The organism is Dactylosporangium sp. CA-233914 (assembly GCF_050942935.1).
In the GTDB taxonomy this organism is placed as follows: domain Bacteria; phylum Actinomycetota; class Actinomycetes; order Mycobacteriales; family Micromonosporaceae; genus Dactylosporangium.
Window position 1 is genome coordinate 12,002,653 of record NZ_CP192030.1, and the last position, 15,747, is coordinate 12,018,399.

16 protein-coding genes are annotated in these 15,747 nt (G+C 71.2%); 4 read left to right on the forward strand and 12 right to left on the reverse strand.

Features of this window, described 5'->3' with window-relative positions; all coding sequences use genetic code 11:
• Window positions 1–57: 57 nt before the first annotated feature.
• Window positions 58–1,479: a UDP-glucose dehydrogenase family protein gene (locus tag ACQPY0_RS53495; protein WP_432979831.1), complete on the reverse strand. Its 1,422-nt coding sequence runs from the start codon at window positions 1,477–1,479 to the stop codon at window positions 58–60.
• A 189-nt stretch (window positions 1,480–1,668) separates the two neighbouring features.
• Between ACQPY0_RS53495 and ACQPY0_RS53500 the strand changes: the two genes are divergently transcribed.
• The gene (locus ACQPY0_RS53500; RefSeq protein ID WP_432995804.1) at window positions 1,669–2,817 is read left to right on the forward strand and encodes an acyl-CoA dehydrogenase family protein; all 1,149 of its coding nucleotides are present in this window, start codon (window positions 1,669–1,671) and stop codon (window positions 2,815–2,817) included.
• A gap of 438 nt (window positions 2,818–3,255) precedes the next feature.
• The gene (locus tag ACQPY0_RS53505) at window positions 3,256–3,816 is read left to right on the forward strand and encodes a Uma2 family endonuclease (protein WP_432979834.1); all 561 of its coding nucleotides are present in this window, start codon (window positions 3,256–3,258) and stop codon (window positions 3,814–3,816) included.
• Between the two features lie 415 nt (window positions 3,817–4,231).
• Here ACQPY0_RS53505 and ACQPY0_RS53510 read toward each other — a convergent pair whose 3' ends face one another.
• The 4 genes from ACQPY0_RS53510 to ACQPY0_RS53525 form a co-directional block, all read right to left on the reverse strand.
• Window positions 4,232–4,552: a hypothetical protein gene (locus ACQPY0_RS53510; RefSeq protein ID WP_432979837.1), complete on the reverse strand. Its 321-nt coding sequence runs from the start codon at window positions 4,550–4,552 to the stop codon at window positions 4,232–4,234.
• A 98-nt stretch (window positions 4,553–4,650) separates the two neighbouring features.
• Window positions 4,651–4,818, reverse strand: a complete 168-nt coding sequence (locus ACQPY0_RS53515) for a hypothetical protein (protein ID WP_432979840.1) — start codon at window positions 4,816–4,818, stop codon at window positions 4,651–4,653.
• A 136-nt stretch (window positions 4,819–4,954) separates the two neighbouring features.
• Window positions 4,955–5,506, reverse strand: a complete 552-nt coding sequence (locus ACQPY0_RS53520; protein ID WP_432979843.1) for an exonuclease domain-containing protein — start codon at window positions 5,504–5,506, stop codon at window positions 4,955–4,957.
• Window positions 5,507–5,779: 273 nt separating this feature from the next.
• On the reverse strand, window positions 5,780–6,091 hold the full coding sequence (locus tag ACQPY0_RS53525) for a hypothetical protein (RefSeq protein WP_432979845.1): 312 nt from the start codon (window positions 6,089–6,091) through the stop codon (window positions 5,780–5,782).
• 66 nt (window positions 6,092–6,157) lie between these two features.
• Here ACQPY0_RS53525 and ACQPY0_RS53530 point away from each other — a divergent pair, with 66 nt between their 5' ends.
• The gene (locus ACQPY0_RS53530; RefSeq protein ID WP_432979848.1) at window positions 6,158–7,360 is read left to right on the forward strand and encodes an MFS transporter; all 1,203 of its coding nucleotides are present in this window, start codon (window positions 6,158–6,160) and stop codon (window positions 7,358–7,360) included.
• On the opposite strand, the gene ACQPY0_RS53535 is transcribed toward ACQPY0_RS53530, so the two are convergent.
• Both ACQPY0_RS53535 and ACQPY0_RS53540 read right to left on the reverse strand, forming a co-directional pair.
• Window positions 7,340–7,633, reverse strand: a complete 294-nt coding sequence (locus tag ACQPY0_RS53535) for a hypothetical protein (RefSeq protein ID WP_432979851.1) — start codon at window positions 7,631–7,633, stop codon at window positions 7,340–7,342. The two genes, ACQPY0_RS53530 and ACQPY0_RS53535, sit on opposite strands and share 21 nt — an antisense overlap.
• 263 nt (window positions 7,634–7,896) lie before the next feature.
• A complete protein-coding gene (locus ACQPY0_RS53540; RefSeq protein ID WP_432979854.1) occupies window positions 7,897–8,166 on the reverse strand; it encodes a hypothetical protein in 270 nt (89 codons plus the stop codon).
• 125 nt (window positions 8,167–8,291) lie between these two features.
• Here ACQPY0_RS53540 and ACQPY0_RS53545 point away from each other — a divergent pair, with 125 nt between their 5' ends.
• The gene (locus ACQPY0_RS53545; protein ID WP_432979857.1) at window positions 8,292–8,906 is read left to right on the forward strand and encodes a CU044_5270 family protein; all 615 of its coding nucleotides are present in this window, start codon (window positions 8,292–8,294) and stop codon (window positions 8,904–8,906) included.
• Window positions 8,907–10,086: 1,180 nt separating this feature from the next.
• On the opposite strand, the gene ACQPY0_RS53550 is transcribed toward ACQPY0_RS53545, so the two are convergent.
• From ACQPY0_RS53550 to ACQPY0_RS53570, 5 genes are all read right to left on the reverse strand, one after another.
• Window positions 10,087–10,338 (reverse strand): hypothetical protein, encoded by a 252-nt coding sequence (locus tag ACQPY0_RS53550; RefSeq protein ID WP_432979860.1) that lies wholly within the window; start codon window positions 10,336–10,338, stop codon window positions 10,087–10,089.
• Window positions 10,339–11,040: 702 nt separating this feature from the next.
• Complete coding sequence (purE, locus tag ACQPY0_RS53555; protein ID WP_432995806.1) at window positions 11,041–11,517, reverse strand: 5-(carboxyamino)imidazole ribonucleotide mutase; 477 nt, start codon at window positions 11,515–11,517, stop codon at window positions 11,041–11,043.
• A 29-nt stretch (window positions 11,518–11,546) separates the two neighbouring features.
• Window positions 11,547–12,677, reverse strand: coding sequence for a 5-(carboxyamino)imidazole ribonucleotide synthase (locus ACQPY0_RS53560; protein WP_432979863.1), 1,131 nt, complete (start codon window positions 12,675–12,677; stop codon window positions 11,547–11,549).
• 377 nt (window positions 12,678–13,054) lie between these two features.
• On the reverse strand, window positions 13,055–13,624 hold the full coding sequence (locus tag ACQPY0_RS53565; RefSeq protein WP_432979866.1) for a hypothetical protein: 570 nt from the start codon (window positions 13,622–13,624) through the stop codon (window positions 13,055–13,057).
• A gap of 90 nt (window positions 13,625–13,714) precedes the next feature.
• A complete protein-coding gene (locus ACQPY0_RS53570) occupies window positions 13,715–15,682 on the reverse strand; it encodes a thioredoxin domain-containing protein (RefSeq protein WP_432979869.1) in 1,968 nt (655 codons plus the stop codon).
• Window positions 15,683–15,747 lie beyond the last annotated feature (65 nt).

Sequence of the window (15,747 nt, forward strand, 5' to 3'; positions counted from 1 at the left end):
GGAAGAATGCCTTGTTTCGCCGGGCGACGAAAGCGGTGTGCCCGTTCGGGAGATTCTCTATGAAACGACCGGGCGCCCCATGCCGCGGTACTCCCAGCCGGCGGCGACCCAGACCGCCTGGTCAAGGCAGTTCCGGCCGTCGATGACCCGCTTCGCCGAGACCAGCGGGGAGAGCGTGTTGGGGTCGGTGTTGCGGAACTCTTCCCACTCGGTGAGCACGCAAACCAGGTCGGCGCCGGCGACCGCGTCGGTGAGGGTCTTGGCGTAGGAGACGTCGGAGACCTCGGCGCGGGCCTGCTCCATGCCCTCGGGGTCGTAGACGGTGACGTCGGCGCCGGAGCGGGCGAGCTTGCGCACGACCGAGAGGGCCGGCGAGTCGCGCACGTCGTCGGAGTTGGGCTTGAAGGTCGCGCCCAGCACCGTGATCTTGGTGTCGGCGAGGTCCGGGCCGGCCGGACCGTAGCCGCGGCCGAGCAGCTCGGCGGAGAGCTGGACGATCTTCTGCCGGCGGCGCTGGTTGATCAGGTCGACCTCGTGCAGGAACCGCAGCGCCTCGCCGACGCCGAGCTCCTGGGCGCGGGCCTGGAACGCGCGGATGTCCTTGGGCAGGCAGCCGCCGCCGAAGCCGACGCCGGCGCGCAGGAACTTGTTGCCGATGCGGGCGTCGTAGCCGATCGAGCGGGCCAGCTGGGTCACGTCGGCACCGGCCGCCTCGCAGACCTCGGCCATCGCGTTGATGAACGAGATCTTGGTGGCCAGGAACGCGTTGGCCGCGACCTTGACCAGCTCGGCGGTCGCGAAGTCGGTGACCACGACCGGGACCTCGCGGTCCTCGGTGAGGGCCAGGTCGAAGACGCCCTTGTGGGCGGCGTAGAGCATCCCGGTCGCCCACTCCGACTTCACACCGAAGATGACCCGGTTGGGCCGCAGCACGTCCTCGACGGCCACGCCCTCCTGCAGGAACTCGGGGCTCCAGGCCACCTCGACGCCGAGGCCGGCCGTCGCGTGGCGGGCCACCAGCTGCTCGATCCACTCGGCGGTGCCGACCGGGACGGTCGACTTGCCGACGATGAGCGCCTTGCGGGTCAGGTGCGGCGCGAGGTTGGAGACGGCGCTCTCCACGTGCGACAGATCGGCGGCCATGCCGTCCGGGCGTTGCGGGGTGCCGACGCAGATGAAGTGGATGTCGCCGAACTCCGCGACCTCCTCGTAGGAGGTCGAGAAGCGCAGCCGGCCCGCCGAGAGGTTCTTGCGCAGCAGCTCGTCCAGGCCCGGCTCGTGGAACGGCACGTCCCCGCCCGCCAACTTGGCGATCTTGGCCTCGTCGATGTCGAAGCCGATCACTTCGTAGCCGAGCTCGGCGAAGCAGATCGCATAGGTCGCGCCGAGATAGCCGGTGCCCAGGAAGGTCAGGCGCGGCCGGGCCGACCCGGACGGCGGCGCTACGACGGGTGGGGTGCTCGGGTACGCGATGGTCACGCCTTGTCTCCGCTCGATCGAGTTCCGCTTGGCCGAACCCTTGCCTGGTGGGATCGGGCCGACTTCGCCACGGCGAAGGATAGACCCTCGGGGCGGCCCGCGCCTCCGGCCGATTCGTTACTCGTCGGTATGCTCACACCGGCGAACCGCTGAATGGCGGTTCAGTCGGCCGTGACGAGGGGGTTTGCCGTGTTCGACGTCTACCAGCTGCCCGAGGAGCACGTCGCGGTACGCGAAGCGGTGCGTGCGGTATGTGATGGCAAGGTCGCACCGAACGCCGCCGCTGCGGACGAATCCGGCGAGTTCCCCCACGCCTCGTACGACGCACTGCGTGCCTCCGACTTCCACGCTCCGCACATCCCGGCCGAGTACGGCGGCGCCGGCGCCGACGCGCTCGCGACCGCCATCGTGATCGAGGAGGTCGCCCGCGCCTGCGCGTCCTCGTCGCTCATCCCGGCCGTCAACAAGCTCGGGACCATGCCGCTGCTGCTGGCCGCGTCCGAGGAGCTCAAGCGCCGCTACCTGCCCCCGGTCGCCCGCGGCGAGGCGATGTTCTCGTACTGCCTGTCCGAGCCCGACGCCGGCAGCGACGCCGCCGGCATGAAGACCCGCGCCGAGCGCGACGGCGACTCGTGGGTCCTCAACGGCGTCAAGCGCTGGATCACCAACGCCGGCGTCAGCGAGTACTACACCGTGTTCGCCGTCACCGATCCCTCCGCGCGCTCGCGCGGCATCTCGGCGTTCGTGGTCGAGAAGTCCGACCCGGGTGTGAGCTTCGGCGCACCCGAGAAGAAGCTCGGCATCAAGGGCAGCCCGACCCGCGAGGTGTACCTCGACAACGTCCGCATCCCCGCCGACCGCGTCATCGGCGAGCCCGGCACCGGCTTCGGCACCGCCATGCGCACCCTGGACCACACCCGGGTCACCATCGCCGCCCAGGCCCTGGGCATCGCGCAGGGCGCCCTCGACTTCGCGCTGGGCTACGTGCAGGAGCGCAAGCAGTTCGGCAAGCCGATCGCGGACTTCCAGGGCATCCAGTTCATGCTGGCCGAGATGGGCATGAAGCTGGAGGCGGCCCGCCAGCTCACCTACGCCGCGGCCGCGAAGTCCGAACGCAGCGACGCCGACCTCACCTACTTCGGCGCCGCCGCGAAGTGCTTCGCCTCCGACGCGGCCATGTCCATCACGACGGACGCGGTCCAGCTGCTCGGCGGATACGGATACACCCGCGACTTCCCCCTGGAGCGCATGATGCGCGACGCGAAGATCACCCAGATCTACGAGGGCACCAACCAGGTCCAGCGCATCGTCATGGCCAGGCAGCTCCTCAAGGGCTGAGGCGCATCGTTATCCCAGCTCACGCCGCTCTGGCCGGCGGCCGATGCGGCATTGCCGGCGCCCACCACTCGAAGATGCGGGCTATTTACGAGGACGCGGCGGCCGCCATGACACGCCACCCACTCAGCAGGCGGCCGAGGCAAGTTTTGGCAGGTGAAGGCCCATCGAGCCGCCCGAGGTTGATGTTGAGTCAACGTCGGGCGGCCAGGGCCACGCGTTGGCATACTGGCGAAATCCTGGCTTCGCGCGGCACTCATGCGAATACCTCAACCTCAACCACCCAAAAGGGACAGCCGAATCATCCGCCCGAAACGAGCTCGAAGATCACGTACGGTAGTCAACGGCGGCCCAGCCGCGGGTTCACGCATGAGCGCTTGCATCGAGGCACCTTCCGCCAGCGTCCCGTCCCGACCAGACCGGACAAAGTAATATGGCGGCATGAGCGCGGAGGCAGTCGGTAGGCACATGCCCGCCGTCATCACGCTCGGCGACCTGGCCGCCATGATCTCCGCCGACACCCATGGGCGCCGGTATGAGACCAGTCCCGAGGGAGTGCTCTCCGTCGTGCCACCACCCGACAGCGAGCACGCCGTTATTGCTACGCGCCTGATGCTGTGGCTCGGTCTCGCCGGTTGGCCCGCGGAGCAGCTGATGCAGGCCGCCGGCATCCGCATCCCCGGTCCCGACGGCGACGGCGGCCGCATCCCGGACCTCACGGTCTGGTCGCAACCTCAGCAACATGCCGTATGGCTGACCGTGGCCGACCTACTGCTCGTCATCGAGATCATGTCCCGCGGCTCCGAGGCGACCGACCGAGTCATCAAGGTCGACGAGTACGCGGCGGCGGGAATCCCGCGATACTGGACCGTCGCTCGCGACTCGGCCCAGACCGTGACTCTCTACGGACTCGGCCCGGCCGGCACCTACGAGCGATCGGCGCAGATGCCACTAGCCTGGCTGCTGCAAACGTCACCCGGAGATCACCTGCCCAACGCGTGACCTGCAGCTTGACCACCTGGCCCCGCGCGCCCAGCGCGGCAGCACCTATCGGACGGATACCGTGCTCTTGCGCATCGGGCCGCCGCTGGTGCACAAGCGCCCGGCCGAGGCCGAGCGAGAGAGCATCGAGGGGCAGCGCCTGAAGCAGCTGGACGGGACTCTCGCCGGCTTCGACCCGGATGATGCGGCGCGCGGTCCGCTCGGATACGCCGAGCCGCTTGGCCGCCGACTCGTCCGTGTGCCCCTCCCCCAGCAGCTCGCGCTCCTGCGGGCTGACGCCGTTGCGGTCTCGGGTCCGGGCGGCCCCCAGCGGTACCGCCGTCGCCCACACTGCTCCGAACAGCGCGACGAGCGCTGCCACAACCCCGCGCCCGTCCGCCCGCACGGTGCGCCGGATCGTGGCCGAGCCGTAGCTCTACTGCTTGGTGAACACGCAGGTGTCGCCGGTGTCCGGATCGCCGAAGTACTGCAGCATCGCGAGCCGGTCCTTGCGCTTGACGAAGCAGAGGCTCAGCCAGTGGTTGCTGTCGTCGAGCTTGACGGCGAGGGAGACTGGCGACGGGCTGATCGACTCCGCGGTGAAGGTGCCGCCCGCGGCGACGGTCAGCGTGCCGTCGCAGGTGCTGCGCCAGACGCCCGCGATCGCCGACGTCTGCACGTCCTCGACCTTGTCCTCACAGCCTGCCGCCGCGATCAACGCCAGGCCGGCGACGGCCCCGGCTACCGCCCTGCGCATGTCCGCCATCTGCTTCGAAGCACCTCGGTCCATGCCTGGCGCTCGCCGCGGGCCGGCCGGTAAAGGCCGGCCCGCAGCAACGACGGATCCGTTCGTGCCTACAGGAAGCACAGGCGGCAGCTGCCGTACCGGCGGCCCCCGCCGAACGGGTTGATGCTCGGCGGCTTCGGGTTCTTCAGATCGATCGTCTCCGTCCACCGGATCGTCTGCTTCTTGCGCGACATCGGGCCGGACTCGCCGAACCGCCAGTTCAGTGGCTTCTCCATCTGGAGGTTGCGCGAGCCAAGGAACGGCGACGGACGAGTTGGTCGTGAAGTCCCGGGCCACCTTCCCGGCGCTGCGCATGCTGATCTGGTACGGCCTGTAACGGAATGACCGGATCAGGCCAACCGCCGGCGCCGGTCAGACGGAGGCGGCCCACTGCCCGCGCTCGGCCAGGTGCAGCACGAGCGCGGCGATGTTCCAGGCGTCGTCGGAGCCGTTGTGGTGGCGACCCTCAAGCGGCAGGCCGGCGGTCCGCAGTGCGTCGGCCATCCCCTGCCGGCGAACACCCATGGCCTCGGCGAAGACCGCTTTCGCGTTGACGTGCCGGGCGCCGAAGGGGTACCGCTGCGGCCCGTCGCACTGCCGCTGGAACTGCTTGCGGTCGTAGTCGCCCCAGCTCGCCCACGGCCGCGAGTCGGCGCGGTGACGGCGGCGCAGCCGCTCGCACGCCTCGGCGAAGGAGACCCCGGCCGCGGCCTCCTCCGGCGTGATCCCGGTCAGCTCGGTGCAGAACTCGCTCACCGTCGACCGGGCCGGCCGGACCATGATCCGGTCGCGCTCGACCCGCTCCAGGGTGTCGAGGTTCACAACACAGAGGCCGATCTCGATGATCTCGTTGACCTGCCCGGGCGGCGGGTTGCCGGCCCAGCAGGTCGCCTCGACATCGACGACGTTGAGCAGCCCATTCATGACCGCCAAGGTTACTGTCGATCTTCGAAGAACGCCGCCGGATTATCAGGTGCGCAGCGTGATGAGTGCGGTCCGGCCCGGCGGATCATCAGCTCCGTGGATGACGGCCGGACCGGACCTTCGCGCGGCTCAGGCTTCCAGTGCGGTCGGGGGCCACGCGTGCCAGAACGTGATATCGATCACGGCCATTACGCTGGGGTTGTCGCGCCCCCACCGTACGATCCTGCCGGACCACGGGGCAGCCGGAATCGATTCGACCGGCGTTGAAGAACGTCACCGCGTCCTGGGCCGGCAGGACCGAGCCGTGGACGTCGTCGTCCAATGCGTACACCCGGCCGCCGGGCCGGCAGGGTCCAAGTCCAGGCGGCTTGCATCCTTATTGCAGAACGCCGTCTTCCTCATCGTCTGGTTGTCGCGCTCCGGCAGGTCGGCCGGGGGCTCCTGGCCGCCGTCGTCATCGTCGCCCAGGACCCGCTTCACCGTCGGCGGGGCGGTCGGGCCCGTCGCGGTGCGCAGCCCGGGCAGGACCTGTCCGGGCAAGTCCCAGGCCAGGGCGATCAAGGAGCCGCCGAGGGCACGCGCCACGCGATGTAGGCCAGCCAGGCGATACGAGATTGCAAACCGTACGTACGTCTTGCTAGCGTCCGACCCGTGAACCGGACGCCGCGCATCCTCATGTTCGCCACGCTGGTGAACACGATCGGCAACGGCGCGTACCTGACCACGTCGGCGCTGTTCCTGACCCGGTCCGTGGGGCTGTCCACGGGGCAGGTGGCGGCCGGCCTCAGCGCGGCCGCATTCGCGGGGATGGTTCTGAGCACGCCGATGGGGTACGTCGTGGATCGCCTCGGCGCCAAGCGCGTGCAGCTCGCCGCGCTGCTGGGCAACGCGTTGTGCTTCGCGGGGCTGACGCGGGTGCACGGCGTGTGGGCGTACGCGATGATCGCCTGCCTCATCGCCGTCGGCGACGCGACCGTCAAGGCGGCCAACGGGGCGCTGATCGCGGCCGCAGTGCCGGCCGGGGAGCGGGTGCGGACGCGGGCCTTCCTGCGCTCGACCAGCAATGCCGGCATCGCGATCGGCACGCTCGCCGGTGGGGTGCCGCTCGCCCTGGACAGCCGCGCCGGGTACGTCGCGGTGCTGCTGGGCAACGCGGCCTCGTTCCTGATCGCCTTCGCGGTCATCATGTGTATCCGCGACGCCGCGCCCGTGGCCGCCCCGGCCGGCGGACCGCGGATGGTGGCCCTGCGCGACCGGCCGTTCATGGCGTTCGCGCTCGTGGACGGCCTGACGGCGGCGCTGTACAACGAGATCACGAGCCTGGCCCTGCCACTGTGGCTGGTGACGTACACCCACGCCCCCGTCACCCTCGTCTCCGTCGCCCTGCTCATCAACACGGTGGGCTGCGTGACGCTGCAGGTCTGGGCCGCGCGCGGGACGGAGACGGCGGCCGCCGCGATCCCCGTCGCCCGCCGCGGCGCACTGGTGGTCGCCGCGGCGTGCGTGCTGTTCGGGTTGACCGCGCACCGCACCTCGTGGCTGGTGGTCGCCCTGGTCGTGGCGGCCTCGGTCGTACACGTCCTGGGCGAGCTGTGGCTGTCCAGCGCGACCGGCGCGGTGGTGTTCGACCTGGCGCCGGAGTGGGCGCAAGGGCAGTACCAGGCAGCACAGCAGACGGGCCGGCAGATCGGCAACCTGGCCGCGCCCCCGATCCTGACCGGCCTGGTGATCGGCCTGGGCGCGGCGGGCTGGCTCGGCGTCGCGGCGATCTTCGCGGCCGCCGGCTGGCTGGTCCCGGCGATCGTCCGCCACCGCCTCACTGCGGCCCCGGCTTCAGCCGATGCGGTCGCGTAGCCAGGCGATCAGGGCCGGGTAGTCCCTCAGCACGCGGTCGATCGCGACCGAGTCGCCGGGCCGCAGCAGCTTCTGCTCGGTGACGCAGGCGGCCTGCTCCGAGTGCAGCCGCTCCGCCTCGGCCGCGTTGCCACTGGCAACCGCCCGGTTGCGCAGCCGTGCGTAGCAGGCGATGGCCTCGTCGATAATCTCGAGCGCGGTATCGTATCGGGCGCTGTCGCGCCGGTTCCACTCGAAGGACTCGACCCCGCCGATCGCCGAGTAATCGGACATCGATCCCCCTCACCGTCCTCGCGTCGCGGTCACTGTACCGCTAGGACACGGCTGCGTGGGGTCACCGATTCGGGTCCAAACCCTTCCCTGCTGAACCTCGCTCCGTCTCGGGCGATGGCGGTGTTCGACAGGGACACGTGGATCGCGGTGCCGTCCACGCGGTAGAGATCAACGCTCGGCTCGCCGCGCTTCTCGTGGCGCTCGACCCGGCCGCCGTCGGGGAGCACGGACGAACAGCCCGACCTGCCCAGAAGGACGAGAACTCAGCGAACCGAGCGGCGAGCGTTGACGACGCGGACCAGACGCAGCAGGTGCGGCGTCGCCACCAGGACCGCGCCCGCCAGGAGCAGCAGCAGGGTCACCGACGCGATCCCGGTCACCACGACGCCGCTGACCGCCCGCGCCGGCCCGGAGCCGGGGGCCGTGCCGGGCGGCGCGGCGGCCGCGGTACCGAAGGCGAGCGCCGAGCCGACGGCGGCCGCGCCGACGAGGGCCCGAGCCGTCCACCGCAGAATCCGCTGCCGCGCCGCCATGCCGTACCGCCCTGTCGTACTCGCGCCCGCTTTCCCTCCGATAACGGCGAAAACCGACGAACAGTTGCGCCTCACGCTCCGGCCGAGAACTCATTTCCGCCCAGACGCAGAGACACGGGTGAAGGATGTCCGCGCTACAACGGGAGGAAGCCGGATGGAACCGTGATGATGACCGATTCGGGCGTCGACGACGCGAGTACGTCGAGTCGCTCACCAGCGCCGTGGCCCTCAAGCCGGAAGGGACGACGCTCGAGTCCGGCGACCGTGCGGTCTGGCTGTTGGTTGACGGCACCCGCGACGGGCTCATCCGCACCCGGGGCCAAGACGTCCCGCTGCCGGGCTGCCGCGACGGCAAACAGACGCAGAGCAAGGGCGGCGGCCAGAGCGAGACCGTCGAGTGCAGCCCGTTGCCTGTCTACGTCGCGGACCTGCCGACGGACGCGAAGGCGATGCTCGACTACCTGTACCACCACTCGTCCGGCGGCAACCCCCGCGACCAGCAGGCGTTCACCACCGCCGCCGACCTGATCCGGGAGGCGTACCTCTCTCCCGCCGCGCTCGCCGCCGTCTTCGACGCGGTGGCCCGCATCCAAGGTGTGGACGTGACCGGCGAGGTGAGCGACCTGGCCGGCCGGCACGGGGTCGCGGTGGCGCTGACCCAGGTGCAGGGCATGCGCACCGAGCTCATCTTCGATAAGGGCTCAAGAAGGGCGACCTCTTCTCCGCCTCGGCCGTGCTGAAGGTCGCGTCGAGACCGGTCAGATTCCCTAAGGTCTGTTTCAAACTCGGGTTTGGTGTCCGGGTTGTGAACAGTCCGGGTTGCGCGTCTCGTCGTTCCGGGGTTGTCGAGCGCGTCGTTCCGGCAGTTCGCCGAGCACGCCGGCACCGGCCGTCTGGGGTGGCTGGTGCTGCGCTGCGGCCGCCGCGGCCGGGCACTGGTTGGGTGCCGGCCGGGGCGGTGGTGTCCGCTTGACTCAGGCAGGGCTCCTTGCAGCCCCTCATTGATGACGTCCACGCCGTGGGTGGCGAGGGTGGTCTGCGCGGCGGCCCAATCCACCCGGGCGGTGCCAGGCACGGCCGGGTCGCTCAGCACGGTGTGCGCCCCGACGAGGGCGGCGACAAGGTCCCGGTCGCCGGTCAGACCGCACTGCGGGCAGGTGTGACGGCGGTGGCGGAGCTGTTTGGGGACGCGGGCAGTGCAGAGGCAGTGCTGGGTCCAGGCGGTGTGCCGGGTCCCGGCCCGGACCAACCCACCACCACCAGCCAGGGCGGCAACCTTGGCCGCTTCCCGATCGACGGCGGCCACGAAAATGCCGGGGGTGAACGCGTGGATGCCGCGGCCCCACCGCCGCGCCCACACCCCCGGGTCACCGGCCTCGACGACCAGGTTCGGGCCGTGGGTGGCGACGATGCCGGCGGCGACGATCCGGGCACGGGTACGCCCAGCCTGGGTACGGGCCGCGCCGTCAGCAGCCGCCTGCGCGCGCAGCCGCAGGTAGCCGGCGGAGAGTTGGTCGCGGCGGTAGGCCTGCACCGGGATACCCGCCGTGTTGGCGATGCGGGCGCCGCCCGGCACCGCGACCTGCACCGGGGGCAGGCCAGCGGCTTGGCGACGCTGCGCCCTGCGCTGCTGCCGGGGCGAGAGCCGGTACTGGCCGGGGTTGGTGGCGCGGCGGGAACGTTGCAGGGCGCGGTCACGCCGCCGCTGCCACAACCGTTCCACCGCGAGCCGGTCCGCATCGGCGCCAGTCTTCGCGATCCGGGTCGCCCGCACCCCGCCACCACCGTCGGCGTCGGCCGGGACGGAGACGACGGCCAGGTTGGACACGTTGACGTCCACGCCGCCGCGCCGGTGCAGGGCCGCAGCCGTCTGCCGGCGGGCCACGACCGTCGGGGAGGTGTAGCCGGGGCCGAGGACCATCAAGTGCGCCTCGTACCGCCACCACCCAGTGCGCCCGGGTCGCGATACCGGACCAGGTCGATCTTGTGCCAGCGGCGCGGATCCGCGAGATAGTGCTCCAGCACCGGCTCACGGCCGGGTCCCTGCCGCAGGCGGACCGGCAGCACCAGATCCCGGACGCCGGTGCCGGTCAACACCACGGCGAGGGCGCCGTCGTGGTCCCACCACGACCGCACCGGCCGGCCGCCCGCGACGGGGGTGACGGCGGGCATCCGCCGCGGCTGCCACAACCGCCCGGCCCGGCCGAACACCGCCCGATGCCCCGCCAAGGTCCCAGCCAGGCGGAACGTCTCCCACTTCCGCGCCCTGGTATGCGACCGCGCCCGGCCCGGGGATACGGCTGAACGCCCACCAGCCGCCGACCCTCGGCCGGCCGTGGCGTCGTCCGGCCGCGTCGGGGAACAGGTGCCGATCGGCAGCCTGCCACACGCTGTCGGCGACGTGCATCGCCACCGCTTTCGTACAGGACCGGCGCAGATGCGGGGCACGATCCAGGTGTCGATACGCGGCATACTCCAACCCGGCCCGGGTCAACCCCAGCCGGTCGCGGACCGCGGCCGGACCTGCGGTGGCTCGCGCGCGGTGCGCGGCCCAGTACGCGTCGACCTTGGCGCGGGCGTCACGCTGGACCGCCCGTTGTACCGCGAACACCGCTGCGAAGACCCGCTCCGCATGCCGCCGCACCGCTGGGTCATGCACGTCCAGCGGCAGCCGCAACACCGACACCGCACCGTCCCACCGCCACGGCACCACCCGGTTCGGCCCACGCCGCCGTATCGACCCCGCTGCCGCCACACCGACCAATACGGGGCCACACGGCCCCCGGTGCCATGGCCGCGCCAGAACTTTGCGACACGGCCTAGCTAGCTCACACCCGAAGACCGGTTGCCCCGAGGGTACCGCTACTTCTACTTCTACTTCTGGACGAGTGACGCCGACAGCGCCGCGTCCTTCTCGGCGACCAGGGCGCGCAGCGACTCCTGGAAGTCGCGGACCTTGGCCAGCAGCTCCGGGTCGGCAGCGGCGAGGATGCGCACGGCGAGGAGGCCGGCGTTGCGGGCGCCCGCGATCGAGACCGTGGCGACCGGGATCCCGGCCGGCATCTGGACGATCGACATCAATGAGTCCATCCCGTCCAGGTACTTCAGCGGCACCGGCACGCCGATGACCGGCAGCGGGGTGGCCGAGGCGACCATGCCGGGCAGGTGCGCGGCGCCGCCCGCGCCGGCGATGATGACCTTCAGGCCCCGGGCCACGGCCTCGCCGGCATAGTCGAGCATGAGGTGCGGGGTGCGATGGGCGGAGACGACGCGTACCTCATGGCGCACGCCGAACTCGTCCAGCGCCTCGGCCGCCAGGCGCATCACCGGCCAGTCGGAGTCGCTGCCCATGATGATGCCGACCTCGATCGGTGCTGCGCTCAATGCTGGTACCCCTCCTCGAGGATGCGGGCGGCCCGGCGGGCCCGCCTGCGGCAGTCTTCCAGGTCGTCGCCGAGCACCGTCACGTGTCCGATCTTGCGGCCGGGGCGGACCTGCTTGCCGTACAGGTGGACCTTGGCCCCCGGCTCCTCGGCAAACAGGTGGTGCAGCCGCTCGTCGATCGACATGCCGCCCGGCGCGCCGCCGAGCACGTTGGCCATGACCACGACCGGCGCGGTGAGGCGGGTGTCCCCCATCGGGTAGTCGAGCACGGCCCGCAGGTGCTGCTCGAACTGCGAGGTCCGGGCCCCCTCGATGGTCCAGTGCGCCGAGTTGTGCGGCCGCATCGCGAGCTCGTTGATGAGCAGCCGCCCGTCGGTCGTCTCGAACAGCTCCACGGCGAGCACCCCGACCACCCCGAGCCCGGTGGCGACGTCGATGGCGAGCCGCTGTGCCTCGATCGCGAGGTCCTCGTCCAGCCCCGGCGCCGGCGCGAGCACCTCGACGCAGATCCCGTCCTCCTGCACCGTCTCGACGACGGGGTACGCCGCGACCTGCCCGAGCGGCGATCGCGCCACGACGGCGGCGAGCTCGCGCCGCAGCGGCACCATCTCCTCGGCGATGACCTCGACGCCGGCCGGCAGGTCGGCGGCCGAGTGCGCGACGAACACCCCGCGCCCGTCGTACCCTCCGGTGACCGTCTTCACGATCACCGGCCACCCGACCTCGTCCCCGAACGCCTCGACGTCCCCGTCGGTCCACCGCGGCATGGGGAACCCGAGCTTGCCGAGGTGCTCACGCATGGCCCGCTTGTTCTGCGCGTACTGCAGCGCGTCGGCCCCCGGCAACAGCGTGAAACCCTCGTCCGCGAGCCGCCGGATGATCTCGCCCGGCACGTGCTCATGATCGAACGTGACGACATCGCAGCCCTTGGCGAACTCCCGCACCGCGTCGACGTCATCATGCCGCCCGATCCGCACGTCGGCGGCAACGAGCGCGGCCCCGTCGTCGGGTGAGACGGCAAGCACACGCAGTGACTGACCAAGGGCAATCGCCGCCTGGTGGGTCATCCGGGCCAGCTGCCCCCCGCCCACCATGCCGACGACGGGAAGTCCGGTTCGGGTGTCCATAGGCTGGCCAGCCTATCGTTCGCCCAGCACCAGCCCCGCCCCGGATAAGCCAGAAGCCGCATGGCGCCACGACTTATCAGACTTATGCCCTGGGAGAGGAAAAATCCGCTAAAAGCGACCTTAGTAGGCCAAGATCACACTGTCGCCCCTTAGTGCCGGCCCCGGCGGCGGTTTCCCCTGCCACGATCGGGCCCGCAGCGCGGGTACCCGGCTCCAGCCGGCGAAGCCAACTCGGATGATCGATCGAACCCGTGGCCATTTGCGTCGGGCCCTCTGAGGCGTGCCGACTTCACGGGCCGGCCGAAGAAGGCAGGAGCACCGCACGCTTTCCGGATATGTCCGACTTATCCGGGGCAGGCGCGCGGCGCTCCCTCTGATCAGACCGCTGGGCCGCGTTTGCGTAGCTCGTCCACTGACTCCATGGCCTGGCGTAGCTCGGTCAGCCAGGTGTCCGCGTGCTGGCCGACCAGGGCCACGCACCACGCCAGGGCCTCGGAGCGGGACCGCGCCACGCCCGAGTCGACCAGCGTGTCCAGAACCTGGCGCTCCGGCTGGCGCAGGCGGGTCATCACCGGGGCCGAGTGCGTCGTGAACAGCTCGCGCGCCTCGCCGACCTGGACGCCCCAGGAGACCTTGCGCCGGTACCGCCGCTCCAGCTGCTGTGCGATCCCGATCCGCTGGTCCCGCGTCGTCTCGCGGAAGCCGGCGATCCGGCCCTGCTCGGCCGCGGCCCGGTCCGCGTCCGTCGCGTCGTCCGCCAGGGTGGGCTCGCCCAGGCGGCCGACGATCAGGATCTCGTCGCGGTCGATCGTCACCTCGGCCGGGCCCTGGAACCAGGACTCGGGCAGGGCCCCGGCGATCCAGGCCGCCGCGTCGTCGGCCGGCGGGGGCTCGCTGCGCGGACCGCCGCCGCGGCCCCAGGGTGCATCCCCTCGTCGCATCATCATCATTACTCCTTTGCGTGAGCAACTCTGATTACACGATTACACCCTTGCAAAGGGACGCCAAGGGTCCGGAGTTCGCCCTCAGAGAAACGATCAGGCGAGCTTGGCGACGAGATCCTCGAGCGCCGTCACCGGCGCGTCGCAGACGAAACCACGGCACACGTACGCGGTCGGGGCACCGTCGCGCAGGGGGCGGCCCTCAAGCAGCGGTACGCCGGCACGATCCGGCTCGCCGGCGACGATCACGGCACCGGGCGGCGCGTGCCACCAGGCGGCGGCGACCAGCGGGTCCTGCGGGTCCGGCGTGGCGATCGCGATCTCGAACGGGCCCGAGTGCAGGGCCTCCCCCGCGGCGCACGCGTAGCCGGTGAAGCGCCCGTGCGTGGCGGCCACCACCGAGACCGTGGCCAGGGCGCGCTCCGCCGCCTCACGATACGCCGGGTCCGCCGTCAGCGCCGAGTAGGTCACGAGCGCCGCCGCGATCGCCGACAGGCCCGCCGGCGTCGCGTTGTCGGTGATGTCGGCCGGGCGGGCCACGAGTGCCTCGGCGTCGTCGGCGGTGTCGAAGAAGCCGTCGCCGTCCGGGTCGCGGAAGTGGGCCAGGGCGACGTCCAGCAGGTCCTTGGCGAGCGCGAGCCAGCGGCCGTCGGCGGTCGCCTGGTGTACGGCACAGAACGCCTCGGCGACCGCCCCGTAGTCCTCGAGCACGCCCGCCGGCTCGCCCGCCACGCCGTCGCGGGACACGCGGCGCAGGCGGCCGCCGACCAGGTGGGTGCCGGCCAGGAACTCCGCGGTCCGCACGGCCAGCGCGATCGCCTCGGCGTCGCCGTACGCCCGGCCGAACTCGACCAGCGCGGTGATCGCGAGTCCGTTCCAGGCAGCCACGATCTTGCCGTCCCGGGCGGGCTGCGGCCGGGCCGCGCGAGCATGCAGGAGCCGGGCACGGATGTCCGCCCAGCGCTCCGCGTTCGCCGGGTCCTCGGGCAGCTGCAGCACCGAGGACCCGTGCTCGAACGTCCCCTCCGGGGTCACCCTCAGCAGGTACCGCGCCCAGGCCCCGTCGATCTCGCCGAGCACCTCGTCGAGCTGGGCCGGCGTCCAGGCGTACGTGAGGCCCTCCTCGCCGTCCGCGTCCGCGTCGAGGGCGGAGATGAACCCATGTCCGTCGTGCAGCTCCTGCGCCAGGAACGCAACGGTCTCGTGCGCCACCCGGCGGCCGGTCCCGCTGCCGGCGATCCGGTCGAGGTGGGTGTACACACGCAGCAGCAGCGCGTTGTCGTAGAGCATCTTCTCGAAGTGCGGCACGGTCCAGGTGCTGTCGACGGCGTATCGCGCGAAGCCCCCGGCCAGCTGGTCGTACATGCCGCCGCGGGCCATCCGCTCGCAGGTGTGGCGCACCGCGTCGAGGATCGCGTCGTCGCGGGTGCGCTGGTAGTGCCGCAGCAGGAACAGCAGCGCCATGTGCGGCGGAAACTTGGGGGCGCCGCCGAAGCCGCCGTGCCGGTCGTCGTAGGACTCCATGAGTGTGGCGGCGGCTGAGCGCAGTACCGAATCGTCCATGGGGTTGGACGGCGGTCGCTCCGCCACCTTGCGCACGGCATCGACCACGGCGGCACTCTGCTGCAGCACACCGTCGCGCTGCTCGCGCCAGGCGGCCGCGACGGCCTGGACCAGGCGCAGGAACGCGTCGCGGGGGAAGTAGGTCCCGCAGTAGAACGGCTGCCCGTCGGGCGTGGCGAACACGGTCATCGGCCAGCCGCCCTGCCCGGTCATCGCCTGCGTGGCGGTCATGTAGACGGCGTCGACGTCGGGCCGCTCCTCCCGATCCACCTTGATGGGGACCGTGAACTCGTTGACGACGGCCGCGACCGCCTCGTTCTCGAACGACTCGTGCGCCATCACGTGGCACCAATGACAGCTTGAATACCCAACTGAAATCAAGAGGGGTACGTCGCGTCGCTTTGCCTCGGCTATCGCCTCCTCTCCCCACGGCCACCAGTCCACGGGATTGGCGGCATGCTGCTGGAGGTAGGGCGACTGGGAGCCGGCCAGTCGATTCATTTACCCATCCTGCCACGAGAGACAGTCCGGCATGCGGCGTGTCGCCACCCGTGACCGATACCCCG